Below are 13,003 nucleotides of genomic sequence, written 5' to 3'. Positions count from 1 at the left end.
TTTACCTTCTGGTGTATTCATCAGGATATCACAGTTTCAATTTACGTCAAGAGTTGGACCCATTTTTTCTGCCCAATCCTGGAGCGTTACCAGAACATCATCGGCATCCACGCTGCATGGAAAAATGCGCCGAAGGCGATAAGGAAGACGATGACCAGCAGGACGAACACTCCGGAAAGGGCTGTTCCGATGATGGAGCAGACGAATCCCGCATGGGCTTCCGAATCAATCTTCCGGTTTTTGTTTCCTTGGACGATGCCAATGATGCCAAGCACCAAGCCTACCGGCATCAACCCAGTCAGACTGCAGACGATGGAAAGGATACCCATCACCAGCGCGACGAGCGAGCTGTTGTCCCTCCGCTGGGGATTCTGGGTGATGTTGATTTCATCCATATGCTGTACCTCCGTACGTCATCGAATATAGTCCAAAAAACGCTTGCCGGCAATGGAAACAAAAACAGGGCCGGTTTCCCGACCCTGCCGTGTGACGTGTATGGTGATCACACCAACGCTTTCATCACGATCTTGAAAATGAACAATCCAAACAATACCCATGTCATCGCGGTGATTTCCTTCTGTCTGCCGCTGATCAGCTTGATCAACACGAAGGACAGGATACCCATCATGATGCCGTCCGCGATGGAGTAGGCGACGATCATGAACAGCATGGTGAGGAAACCCGGGACCGCTTCGGTGATGTCGTCCCAATCCATGTCTTTCACCGGGGACATCATCAAGACGCCGACGATGATCAACGCAGGCGCCGTGGCGGCGCTGGGGATGGAACCGAACAACGGCTCGAGGAACAGGGAGAGCAGGAACAGGATGGCCACCACGAAGCTGGTCATGCCGGTGCGTCCGCCTTCGGCGATGCCGGAAGAGGATTCGACGAATGTCGTGACGGTGGAGGTTCCCAGAAGCGCGCCGACCGTCGTGCCGATGGCATCAGCAAACAACGCCTGCTTGCAATTGACGATGTTTCCATCCTTATCCATCATGTTGGTCTTGTTGGCGCATCCGATCAACGTGCCGACCGTATCAAACATATCGACGAACAGGAAGGTGAACATCACGAAGATGAATTCACCAGGAGCCTGGGCGACGGCATGGAAGTCAAACGGCCAGAAGTACGGAGCGGGGGGGACATAGCTGCCACCGGCATACTTGGTCAGTCCCATCGGGATGCCGATGATGGTGCAGACGATGATGCCGATCAGAATGGCGCCTCTGACTTTGCGGGCCATCAGAATGGCGATGATCAGCACGCCGATCATTGCCAGCAGCGGAGCGCCTTTGTACCAGGTCGGCGAGAGCTCGACCAGTGTCGCCTGAGAGCCGGAGATGATCCCGGCGTTCTGCATGCCGATGAAGGCGATGAACAGGCCGATACCCGCTCCAATGGCCTTCTTCAGGTTGGCAGGAATGGCGTTGACGATCGCTTCCCGGATGTTGAAGGCCGTCAGGGCGATGAAGATCAGACCTTCCACAAACACCGCGGTGAGGGCGAACTGCCAGCTCTTCTGCATGCCAATGCAAACGGTGTAGGTAAGGAACGCGTTCAATCCCATGCCTGGAGCCAACGCGAACGGCAGGTTGGCACAGAACGCCATGACCAGCGTGGCGATGGCGGATGCAATGGCCGTTGCCGCGAACACCTTGGAGAAATCCATTCCTGCTGCGGAAAGGATTCCCGGGGTGACGGCGAGAATGTACGCCATGGTGAGGAAGGTGGTGACGCCCGCCATAATCTCGGTGTTGACGGAACTTCCCTTCTCCTTGACCTTAAAGAATTTTTCCATACGTGACTCTCCTTCTCTTAGGGAACAATACTATCCACATCCTATCACTCATTAAGGGAACATCCAAGAAAAATCGATGGTACTCTTTTGCCTGTTTGTGATAAGAATTCAATGGGTACTTGCAAACGAGTGGTGAAAAACTCAATCTGAATGCTTGATTTCAAGAAAATCATCACGAAATCGGAGTATTTGGGCGTGGGTCAATCCCAAATCGAGCAGAACCTTGACCTTTTCCAGCTTTTCCGACGGTGGATTCATCACGAAAGGGAACAGGTCGATGAACCCGCCGATGTATTCCCTCTTGAAACTCGAGTGCGCCATGAAGAACCTTTTCAGGAGAAAGTGTATCCTGTTCACCCGTTCCAGAGGATTGTCCCTGTCGTCAAGTTTCTTGATCTCCCTCGCATCGTAGGACATGCTGGTGAGACCAAGGCCGGAAACAAGCGTCTTGTGGGCGTTTTCCTTGTCGTGGATGAGCACGGAACCATTCTCGATATGGTCCTTGAAAGCCGACCACGTCTTTCCCTGTGACGGCTTCCCTTTGCCCTCCAGGACGCAGAACACATGCTCGTTGTCGCAGGCGACGCCGATGCATATCTGGTTGACGGAAAGGCCCCTGAGCTTCTTCCCGTCTTTCCAGACGGTTTCCTCTGACCTTACGGGATAGAAGGTCTCGTCCAGAACCACATCACCCTTCAGCTTGATGCCCTTCTGGTACTCCCCGACGAGGAGGAACACCTTCTCGAGCCAGTATTTCGATGTGGTGAAAGCATTCTTGTTGTTCCAGGAGTCGGCGGTAAGGCTGACGAACGAGAACAGGTTGTAGAGGAACTCAATCCATTCGCTGATGGGAATCTTGTGCGAGTCGAAGATCGTCCCCGTCAGCACCGTGAACCTGCGGCCGCAGGAACGGCAACGATAGACTTGGACACCGCTTGCGTTGTGACCGAAACGGATGAAATCCTTGGACCCGCAGTAACTGCAGCGTTCCGGCTTCCGGCTGTTCAACAGCGACGATTCCATGTCCTCACCCAACGTCTGGTGATGAATCCGGTAGTGTTCCTGATGATGGTCCCTGATGTATTCCTCTGTGGGAGTCAGGTCCGTCATCCCGTCCCAGGGAGTCGCCTTCCTGGACTTCATGTGATTATGCTTCTTCAAGGTGGTGGCCTCTATTGAGCGTTTCCTTGGCAAAACGTATTGGGCCACCACGCTCGCTACATCTTGCCTTGGAAACTCTCGCATCACATTATACGGGTTTCTCACCGATTGTCACCACTCGTTTGCAATCACCCATTTATAAGAATTACGCAAGCTTGATGAAATCCTCAGAATTTTTTTTGCTCGTTTGCGATATTCTGTGTTCCGGACGGACAAAATGACGAAGGGAGTGTTGCAAACATTTTGCATCATGGTACACTTGGCAATGAGGTGATAACGATGAGATCGCGTCGTTCGTGGGAAAACGGCATCGCCGTTGCGGATGGAAGAAAGCTCGCCGACCTGTGCGTCAGTGGAGCCCATATCCTGGATGTATTCAACAAACAGTGGTTTGACGGTGACCTGTTGGTCAGCGGAGGGTATATCGCCGGCTTTGCCGAACCGGGAAAAGGGAAGGGCAAGGAGATGGTGGACGCCCATGGCCTGTACCTGGTCCCCGGTCTGATCGACGGCCATGAGCACATCGAGTCTTCCTACCTGGCCCCCAGCGAGTTTTCCAATCTGGTCGTACCTTGCGGAACGACCACCGTCGTCGCCGATCCCCATGAGATCTGCAACGTCTGCGGGCTGGATGGCCTGAGATACATGCTGGCTTCCTCGGCGAAGACGCCGCTGTCCGTCCAGTTCATGGTCCCCTCCTGCGTGCCTGCCACCGATTTCGAGCACGCCGGCGCAACCCTGCTGGCCAAGGACATCAAGAAGATGTTCGGAAAGGATCGGATTCTCGGGCTGGGTGAGATGATGAACTACCCCGGTGTGGTTTCCGGAACTCCGTTTGTATTGGACAAGATATGGGAGGCGAAACTGGCGGGACTTCCCATCGACGGCCACAGCCCGGCGGTGAAAGGCAGCGGACTGGACGCCTATGCCGGGGCGGGAATCAAGACGGATCATGAATGCGCAACGCCGGAAGAGCTCCATGACCGGATACGCCGGGGCATGTACGTGATGCTCCGCCAAGGTTCGGCGTGCAGGGATCTGCTCAACCTGCTTCCCTGGGTGAACCAACACAACATCACCCGGTGCTTGTTCTGCACGGATGACCGGCAACCGAAGAGCATTCTGGAAGAAGGACACATCAACAACAACGTACGGATGGCCATCGCCCATGGCATGGCGGCGGAAGACGCCTATGCCATCGCGACGATCAACGCGGCGGACTGCTACCGTCTGGATGACCGCGGCGCCATCGCCCCGGGCCGTCGTGCCGATTTCCTGTTGGTCCCCGATGTCAGCCAGGCAAACCCCTCAGAGGTGTACGTTCTGGGCAAGCTGGTGGCCAAGGACGGAAGAATTCTTGCTCCTTCCGCTCCGGTGGAAGCCAAAAACGTCAGTGGCCGGATGCAGGTGAAGGATTTTTCCCAGAAGAAACTGGAACTGCACCTCGCTTCCCCCCATGTCCGGGTGATCGACATCATTCCGGGCAGCGTGGTTACCGGCAAAGGGGAGGCGGACGTGACGGTGGAGCAGGGCCTGTGGAAACACGATCCCGCCCAAGACATCCTGAAGATCGCCGTGGTGGAACGCCATCATGGGACAGGAAATGTCGGTCTTGGCTTGATCCGTGGCTATGGACTGAAGCACGGCGCCATCGCGACTTCCATCGCCCATGACTCCCACAACATCATCGTCACCGGAGACAATGACGCCGATATGGAAGAAGCGGTGAAGGATCTGGTTTCCATGGGTGGCGGCATGACGATCATCCGGGACGGGAAGGTCGTCGGACACCTGGCGCTTCCCATCGCCGGCTTGATGACCACGCTTTCCGCCTCAGAAGTGAATGACCAGTTGGGCAGGTTGCATGAGCTCGCCTACACCGAACTCGGCGTGAGCCGCGCGGTGGAGCCGTTCATGACGCTTTGCTTCATGGCGCTTCCCGTCATTCCCGCCTACAAGGTCACCGATCTGGGGCTGTTTGACGTGACGACGTTCCAATTGGTCCCGTTGGAGAAGTAACCAGCGGAAAACCACCCTGTTCCGCTTGCCCGTCGCCCCCATTCTGGATATCGTATGGGGCATGACGACACGTGAACAGATCCATCAGGTGAAACTGAACAGCGCAAGGCTCGCAGCGTCGGACAACGCCCGTCGCGTCGAGCTTCTTTCCGCCATCGCCGAAGGGCTCCAACGGGACTGGCCTGCCATCCAGGCGGCCAACCAGGAGGATCTTCTTTTGGGCAAAGACCTTGCTCCATCGGTCATCTCACGGCTGACACTGAGCAAGGAGAAGCTGGACGCGGTGACCAAAGGCGTACAGGAAGTGGCCGCATTGCCGGATCCCATCGGCAAGGTGCTGGAGAAACGTGAACTTGACCATGACTTGATCCTCCGGAAGGTGAACGTCCCACTGGGGGTGGTCGGCATGATCTTCGAGGCACGGCCGGATGCGTTGGTCCAGATCGTCTCTCTGGCCGTCAAAAGCGGCAACGGCATTATTCTCAAGGGTGGAAGCGAAGCGGACCACACCAACCGCGCGTTGGCCCAGTCCATCTCTGACAGCGCCAAGAAGACGGAAATCGGGGATGGCTGGCTTCTGTTGCTCCACTCCCGTGAGGACGTTTCCCTGATGCTGACGTGCCGAGATGACCTTGATCTGATCATCCCCCGCGGCTCCAACCAGTTCGTCCGGTTCGTCATGGAGCACACCACCATTCCGGTGCTGGGGCATGCCAGCGGGATCTGCCATATGTTCATCGACCAATCGGCCGATTTCACGATGGCTGAAGCGTGCGCCCTGGATGCCAAGACCAACTATCCGGCGGCCTGCAACGCGATTGAGACGCTCTTGGTGCACCAGGCCATCGCGCCGACGTTCGTGCCGCGGATCGTCGCGGCGTTCCAGACGGCTGGGGTGACTGTCCATGGAGATCCCCAGGTGTGTTCGCTTGCCCAAGGGTGCGTCCCGTTCAAGGAAGGGGATTGGGACAAGGAATACCTTGCCTTGGAGATCAACATCCACGTGGTGGCCGATGAAGGGGAAGCGGTTTCGTTCATCAATACCCACGGTTCCCACCACACCGACGCCATCATCACGCAGGATGCATCCCCTGCCGTGGATTTCCAGCATCGGGTGGATTCCGCCGATGTGTTCGTCAACTGCAGTACCCGCTTTGCCGACGGGTACCGCTACGGACTGGGAGCTGAAGTGGGTATTTCCACCAGCAAGATCCATGCCCGGGGACCGGTGGGGCTCTCCGGCCTGATGACGACCAAATGGTTGCTTGACGGACAGGGGCAGGTGGTTGCCACCTACATGGGGCCTCATGCCAAACCGTTCACCCACAAGGAACTGGTATGAGGGATTTTTCTCATATCCGTCGCATCGTGGTGAAGGTGGGCACCAATCTGCTCTCCGCGCCCAACGGCATTGACATCTCCCGTATCCAGGATATCGCCCGGCAGATATCCACACTGAAGAAGTGTGGGTTGCAGATGCTCCTGGTCTCCTCCGGCGCCGTCGGGATGGGTGCCAAGGAACTGAAGCTGAAGGAAGCGGTGAAACAGGTGACGATGCGCCAGGCGTGCGCGTCCATCGGGCAACCGATGTTGATGGACAGTTACCGCAAGGCGTTCGCCGAGAATGGCTTGATCTGCTCCCAGATCCTGTTGACCCGCAGTGACTTGAACAACCGCAAGACGTACGTCAACCTGCGCAACTCCATCTTCACGTTGTTGGATCTGGATGTCGTGCCGGTGTTCAACGAGAACGACGTGGTCAGTACGGCGGAGATTGGTTCTGCGTTCGGGGATAACGACCGGATGAGCGCCATGGTCGCATCGAAGATTGACGCCGACCTTTTGGTGATCCTCTCCGACATCGAAGGTCTGTACACCGCCGATCCCAAGAAACATCCCGAGGCCACGTTGCTCACCGACATTCCCTCGCTGGATGAACAGACCTTCTCCTACGCCGGAGGGGCGGGCAGCGCGTTCGCCGTCGGCGGGATGAAGACCAAGTTGCTTGCCGCGAAGATCGCCACCATCGCCGGTTGCGGGACGGTGATCGCTTCCGGCTATGGGAAGGACGCGTTGATCCGGATTCTGGATGGGGAGGATGTAGGCTCCTTCATCCATCCGAAGAAACGGCTCTCCCAAAAGGAGCGGTGGATCCTGAACAACTCCCATCAAGGGGCCATCGTGGTGGATGAGGGCGCGAAGGCGGCCTTGCTGTCCCACAAGAGCCTGCTTCCCAAAGGGGTCGTCTCCGTCCAAGGGGATTTCGGGGAAGGGGATGTGGTGCAGGTGGTGGATAGATCCGGCGTGGCGTTCGCCAAGGCTGTTCCCTACTACAACAGCACCGAAGTGGCGTTCATGGCCGGGCATACCAACACGGAGATCGACTCATTCCTGGGTAAAGGGCACAAGGATGTGATCTTCCGGCCGGAAGACATGGTAATCCTTTCTTCCGTCGAATAAATGGGTTGAGCCTCCGACGTCGTTTCCCTACAATACAGGGGAAGGTTTTGGTATGGGCACGCATGCTTTGACCACCTGCAATGACACCTTGTTTGTTTCCCTTCAGGACGCCGTCGCGTTTCTGGAGGGACACGGATTCCACATGGAACTGACCATTCCGGTGGAGGTGGTGGGCAATGTGCAGGAACAGGATGGATCGTTTTTCAACTACAAGTGCAAACCGGCGCGGAAGTCGCACCTGTTGGCCGTCATTGACATGGCCCAGGGGCGGGACTGGGCGTTCGGCATCCAGCAGTATCACGAAATGGATGCACGGGTGAAACCGCTTGCCGATTATCTGGGAGTGGAGCGCTACCGGCCGGAGAAGGGACTCATTCCCAAAGACCGGGTGTACTGGAGTCCGGAATACATCGCCGGTTGGCTGGACCGCAGGGACAAGCGGAATGCGTCCAAAGGAACCCGTGGCAGGACGACGCCGCGTGCCTCTTCCTCGCGAAAGAGTGTCCGCAAACCCAAGGAAAAAACGCCGGTGGCTTGAAGACACGGTTCCCGCGGGATACAATGCGTGCAAAGAGAGGGGCTCGTGAACGACTATCGGATTTACCAGAGCAAACAGGATGTGGGCAGCCGCATCCGTTCGTTACATGACAACCCACTCCTGGCCGTCGGGCTTCTCGATGTGGGTTCTTCCGAGCAATTGGAATCGGCGCTTTCCTGGTACGTGGCCAATCTGGACTATGACATCCATGTGCTGACGATGGATGACCAGCGGGACATCAAGACACTTCAGGAGACGTTCCCCTCCGTCTCGTTCATCGTCTTCACTTCCCGTGGGTTCAGCGGGGAGAAGATCAACGCGTTCGCCTCCACCTGCAAGACCAACTCGTTCCTGATCGTCCGCAGTGACGCCGAGTTGATCCGTTTTGACGGCGAAAAGCTGTTCGCCATGATGGAAGCCAAAGAGCATCCCGCCATGGTGGTGCCGGTGCTGGCCAATTCCCAGAAGGAGATCATCCCTACGGTCCGCATCCCCACCCTTGTCGATGGCCGGCTTTCCCATGGGTGTGACTTCCCCAACATGCTGGATGACACCAAGGTGGATACGCTGTACCCGGTGATGGGGATGGGCTTGTACGACCGGGCGCTGTTCCAACGGCTCAGGGGTTTTGACGAGGCGATCCACAGCGAGTACTGGCAGGCGTTGGACTGGGGAATCCGTTGCTGGGAGCTGGGACATCCTTTGTATCTGACCCAGACGTTGTTGATCCAGTTCCCCGACCGCCTTTCCGTGATCGAAGACATCACCGAAATGGAGGGGTACCGGCGTTGCTGCACCAAGGCGTTGGGCGTGGTGCAGGACCTTCGGGGCAAAAACACCGTCCGTAAACCAAAGACGGATTACGACAAGGACGCGTTCCGCGATGAAGTGAAGACCCGCCTGGTATGGCTGGTCAAACAGGACTACACCCACCTGGTCACCTGCTGGGCGGGAGGGGAGACGAAGAAGTGAAGCGTTGCCTGCTTGTGGCGGTGCTTTTCTGTGTGGCCGTCTCCTTCTGTTTTGCCCGGACGGATCCGTTCTCCTATCCGCTTCGTACCGTGGTGCTGGACGCCGGTCATGGAGGAAAGGATGGGGGGGCTTCCTCTGCGTGGAGTTTCGCCGGAGGCACCATCCAGGAAAAGGATTTTATTCTTGACATCGCCAAGCGCGTCGCAGACTTGCTTGCCGTGGCCCAACCCCAATGGAACATCGTCATGACCCGTGCGGATGACACGTTCATCGCGCTGGATGACCGCGCAGCCATCGCCTACCGGACGGTTATTCCCCGGAAGACCAGCGCGTTGTTTGTTTCCATCCATGTGAACAGCGCGACGAACGATGAGGCGGAAGGGTTCGAGATCCTGACCAAGATACCGTCCCTCCGTGTGACCCTCCTTGATGAGCAGACCCCAAAGGAAAACATCAGCTTGTTTGCTCCATTTACCGAGATGGAACTGAATGATCTGCTCAACCAACGGAACAAAGAGGTCGCGACCCGGTTTGAGACGGCCATTTCCGAGCACATGCCCCTTTCCCGAAGCCGGGGGATCAAACAACAGAACGTCCGGGTGCTGAACATCTCCCGAATGCCTGCCGTCCTGGTGGAGGTAGGGTTCATTTCCAACAAGAACGACGCGACGCATCTGCTCGCTCCCGCATGGCGGCAGGAGATGGCCAATGCCATCGTCGCCGCCATCCAAGCGTGCGCACAGGAGGAATCATGACCATCAGGAAAGCGGTAGGAAAGGATTTGGAGGCGGTGCTCGCCGTCTACGCAGAAGCGCGTTCGTTCATGGCAAGCCATGGCAATCCCACCCAGTGGGGAACGACGTATCCCTCGCTGGAGCTTTTGACGGAAGATATTTCCTTGGGCCGGTTGTATGTCGGTTTGGGGGATGATGGCGTGGTGCATGCTTCCTTCGTTTTTTCCATCGGGTTGGATCCTTCCTACCGGGAGATTCGGGAAGGCGCATGGTTGAATGACGCTCCGTACGGGACGATCCATCGGCTTGCGAGTGACGGGACGGTCAGCGGGGTGTTTGCATCCTGTGTCCAATTCTGCCTGTCCCAAATCTCAAACCTGCGCGCCGACACCCATCGGGACAACGTGACAATGCGCCGTCTCTTGGTGAAGGCTGGCTTCACACCTTGTGGGATCATTACGCTGGATGATGGAACGGACCGCATCGCCTTTCAGCTGGCTGTCTGAATCTTCCCTTTTTTCACCAATGATTGGAACACCAGGAAGGAGAGGAACGCCGTCAGGGCGTCCGCGGTGAACTGTGTCCAGATAATGCCATTCATCTGGAAGAAGTGGTCAAGCACCAGCAAAATGGGGATGTTGCACACCACTTGCCGGAGAATGGCCAGGGAAAGGGACATGTTACCCATGCCGATGGCCTGGAAGAACATCACGTAGCTGAAACAGAGGAACATGAACGGGGTCGCGATGCAGCGGGCACGGAGGAAATGGGTGCCGAGCGCAATGGTCTGGGCGTCATCAATAAAGAAGCGCATCACCGGGCCCGCAAAGGTCTCATACAGGATGATGGACAGCGCGGCGAACGCCAATCCCGCGATCCGGGTGTCCCGGAGCGCACGCCTCATCCGTCCGAAATCACCTTTGGCAAACGCGTAGGCGGCAAGGGGCATCATACCCTGGCAGAGCCCCAGGCCGGCGTTCAACGGAAGCCGTTCCGCCTTCAGTACAATGCCGATGGCAGCCACGGCGATGTCGCCGTACTGGGAGGAGAGCCGGTTGATCAAAATATTGACCAGGTTGTACAGGAACGTCGTCAACGCGGCGGGAACACCGACGGAGATGATCGCCTTGCGTGAGGTGGAGAGCGGCATGCCCAATCGGGGGCTGAACCCAAGGACGGTACGTCCGGAAAAGCGGATGATCACCACGATGAAGTAGGCGAGGACGACCAGATTGGACAAGAGCGTCGCCATTCCCGCTCCGGTAACCTCCATGCCTTCGGGAAGCAGAACGAACATGAACAGCGGATCCAACCCGATGTTCAGCACGCCTCCCATACTGACGCCGAATCCCGACTCTTTGGCACATCCGACGCTGCGGAGAAAATTTGCCAGCGTCAACGAGAGGATGTTGGGCACCCCTCCCAGAATGATGATGTACAGCGCATAGGAAGCCGCATAGGAGCGGGTGTGGTCGCTGGCCCCAAGCGCGGTAAGCAACGGATGGAGGAACAGGAAGCAGAGCAGACTGTAGCAGGCGCCGAGCGCCAAGGCGAGGTACACGCCGTATGCGGCCACCTTTTTCGCCTCATCCTCCCTGCCGCTTCCCAGAAGCCGGGAGATCAAGGTGCCGCCACCGGTTCCCACCAGGTTGGAGACGGCGACGCAGAGCATGTACACCGGCAGAACCAGCGAGGAACCAGCCACCATGTACGGGTTTCCCGTCCGTCCGATGAAGAACGTGTCGGCAAGATTGTAGACCAACGTGACCAGCTGGCTGATGATGGTGGGGATGGATAGGGAAAGCAATGCCCGCCAGACCGGCAGGTCCTCGAACACTTCCTTGGATGTGTGCATTCCGCTTCAGTCCTCTTGTCCGTCCATCCCCAATTTCCGTTGCTGGAGCGTCAGTTGCATTTTCAGTTTCTTCAGTCGGGAGGAAAGACTCACTTTGTAGATGTGCGGGTTGATCTGCCTGAGATACGACGGATGGAACCGGTCGAGATTTTTCTGCACTTCGCTTTGAAGCTCCCGGAGCGTCGGTTTTTCCCCGCACCGTTTGCCCCCCTGCATGCAACGATGGAGCATCGGGGTGCAGGATGCATATCCCTCCGGCTTCATGACGAAAAAGTCTCCTTCAGCGAACGGATGGTAAAACGTATAGGAGCGTCCGGTGGTCACCTTCTCGTCAGAGAGGGTGATCAGATCGGCCAAGGAACCTCCGGAAGCGTCGGCGAACCGATACACCTGCTTGATGCCCGGATTGGTCGTCTTCTCGAACGTATTGGAGATCTTCATCGTCGGAACGTAGATGCCGTTTTCCTTCTTCGCCGCCAGTTTGTATACGCCGTTCAGCGAACTCTGCGTTCCACCGGTGACCAGGTGGGTTCCGATGCCCCAGGTGTCAATGGGCACGTGGTCGGTGACCAGCGTCTGGATGATCTCTTCCGTCAGGTCGTTGGAGACGCAGATCGTCGCGTCAGAAAGTCCCGCGTCGTCCAGACGCCCTCGGATCACCCGGGGAAGGTAGGAGAGGTCTCCGCTGTCGATCCGCACGCCGATCTTCTTTCCCTTGGCTTTCTGCTCCAACCCCACGATGATGGCGTTGTCAATGCCGGAGTGCAGTGTGTCGTACGTGTCGATCAACAGGACTGCGTTGTCCGGATACAGCTGGGCGAACGAGCGGAACGCGTCCAGTTCGTTGTCGAAACTCATGATCCAGCTGTGGGCCATCGTCCCTGCGACCGGGATGTCGTACTGCTTCCCGGCAAGGACGTTGCTGGTGACCTTGCAGCCACCGATGAACGCCGCTCGGCTTGCGGAGAGCGCGCCGTCTTCGCCCTGGGCCCGCCTGAGGCCGAACTCCATGATCGTCCCCCGGCCGCTTGCTTCCGTCATCCGTGCGGCCTTGGTGGCGATCAACGTCTGGAAATTCAACGTGTTAAGAAGAATGCCTTCGATCAACTGCGCTTCGATCAACGAGGTGTGGACCCGCACCAGCGGTTCTCCGGGGAAGACCACCGATCCCTCGGGAAAGGCGTACAAATCACCGGTGAACCGCCAGTCGGACAGATAAGAGAGGAATGGTTCGGTAAACGTCCCCAGACTCCTCAGGTACCCGATGTCCTCCTGGCTGAAGGAAAAATCCTCCAGCTTGTCGACCAACTCGTTCAGTCCGGTGAAGACGGCGTATCCTCCGTTGAACGGGTTGTTCCGATAGAACATGTCAAACACCACGTCAGGATTGTGCCCGGTGGCGAAATACCCTTGCATCATGCAAAGTTCATAGTAATCGGTGACCAGCGCGCTGACGTGCATCC

12 protein-coding genes are annotated in these 13,003 nt (G+C 57.2%); 7 read left to right on the top strand and 5 right to left on the bottom strand.

Going from position 1 to position 13,003, the window contains the following annotated elements; all coding sequences use genetic code 11:
• Positions 1 to 86: 86 nt before the first annotated feature.
• The 3 genes from LKE28_01620 to LKE28_01610 all read right to left on the bottom strand — a co-directional run bounded on the left by LKE28_01620 (position 87) and on the right by LKE28_01610 (position 2,944).
• The gene (locus LKE28_01620; GenBank protein ID MCH3906968.1) at positions 87 to 395 is read right to left on the bottom strand and encodes a hypothetical protein; all 309 of its coding nucleotides are present in this window, start codon (positions 393 to 395) and stop codon (positions 87 to 89) included.
• Positions 396 to 502: 107 nt separating this feature from the next.
• Entirely contained in the window at positions 503 to 1,801 is a 1,299-nt protein-coding gene (locus LKE28_01615) for an NCS2 family permease (protein ID MCH3906967.1), read from the bottom strand.
• Positions 1,802 to 1,942: 141 nt separating this feature from the next.
• Entirely contained in the window at positions 1,943 to 2,944 is a 1,002-nt protein-coding gene (locus tag LKE28_01610) for a hypothetical protein (protein ID MCH3906966.1), read from the bottom strand.
• 297 nt (positions 2,945 to 3,241) lie between these two features.
• On the opposite strand from LKE28_01610, the gene ade reads away from it, so the two are divergent.
• The 7 genes from ade to LKE28_01575 all read left to right on the top strand — a co-directional run bounded on the left by ade (position 3,242) and on the right by LKE28_01575 (position 10,191).
• Positions 3,242 to 4,981, top strand: coding sequence for an adenine deaminase (gene ade / locus LKE28_01605; GenBank protein MCH3906965.1), 1,740 nt, complete (start codon positions 3,242 to 3,244; stop codon positions 4,979 to 4,981).
• A 61-nt stretch (positions 4,982 to 5,042) separates the two neighbouring features.
• The gene (locus LKE28_01600) at positions 5,043 to 6,323 is read left to right on the top strand and encodes a glutamate-5-semialdehyde dehydrogenase (GenBank protein ID MCH3906964.1); all 1,281 of its coding nucleotides are present in this window, start codon (positions 5,043 to 5,045) and stop codon (positions 6,321 to 6,323) included.
• Positions 6,320 to 7,441, top strand: coding sequence for a glutamate 5-kinase (gene proB / locus LKE28_01595; GenBank protein ID MCH3906963.1), 1,122 nt, complete (start codon positions 6,320 to 6,322; stop codon positions 7,439 to 7,441). Before LKE28_01600 ends, proB begins: the two co-directional genes overlap by 4 nt.
• 52 nt (positions 7,442 to 7,493) lie before the next feature.
• Positions 7,494 to 7,979 (top strand): hypothetical protein, encoded by a 486-nt coding sequence (locus LKE28_01590; protein MCH3906962.1) that lies wholly within the window; start codon positions 7,494 to 7,496, stop codon positions 7,977 to 7,979.
• 45 nt (positions 7,980 to 8,024) lie between these two features.
• A complete protein-coding gene (locus LKE28_01585) occupies positions 8,025 to 8,951 on the top strand; it encodes a hypothetical protein (protein MCH3906961.1) in 927 nt (308 codons plus the stop codon).
• Positions 8,948 to 9,706, top strand: a complete 759-nt coding sequence (locus LKE28_01580) for an N-acetylmuramoyl-L-alanine amidase (GenBank protein ID MCH3906960.1) — start codon at positions 8,948 to 8,950, stop codon at positions 9,704 to 9,706. The genes LKE28_01585 and LKE28_01580 overlap by 4 nt, the downstream gene beginning before the upstream one ends.
• Positions 9,703 to 10,191 carry an N-acetyltransferase gene (locus tag LKE28_01575; GenBank protein MCH3906959.1) on the top strand — a complete coding sequence of 163 codons (489 nt, stop codon included), beginning with the start codon at positions 9,703 to 9,705 and terminating at the stop codon, positions 10,189 to 10,191. Before LKE28_01580 ends, LKE28_01575 begins: the two co-directional genes overlap by 4 nt.
• Here LKE28_01575 and LKE28_01570 read toward each other — a convergent pair.
• Both LKE28_01570 and LKE28_01565 read right to left on the bottom strand, forming a co-directional pair.
• Positions 10,176 to 11,540, bottom strand: coding sequence for an MATE family efflux transporter (locus tag LKE28_01570; protein ID MCH3906958.1), 1,365 nt, complete (start codon positions 11,538 to 11,540; stop codon positions 10,176 to 10,178). The two genes, LKE28_01575 and LKE28_01570, sit on opposite strands and share 16 nt — an antisense overlap.
• 6 nt (positions 11,541 to 11,546) lie before the next feature.
• Positions 11,547 to 13,001 (bottom strand): nicotinate phosphoribosyltransferase, encoded by a 1,455-nt coding sequence (locus LKE28_01565; protein ID MCH3906957.1) that lies wholly within the window; start codon positions 12,999 to 13,001, stop codon positions 11,547 to 11,549.
• Between the last annotated feature and the right edge of the window lie 2 nt (positions 13,002 to 13,003).

This window comes from Sphaerochaeta sp. (assembly GCA_022482495.1).
Lineage (GTDB): Bacteria > Spirochaetota > Spirochaetia > Sphaerochaetales > Sphaerochaetaceae > RUG023.
The sequence above is the reverse complement of the archived record's forward strand: the minus strand, read 5'-3'. Positions and strand labels throughout refer to the sequence as shown.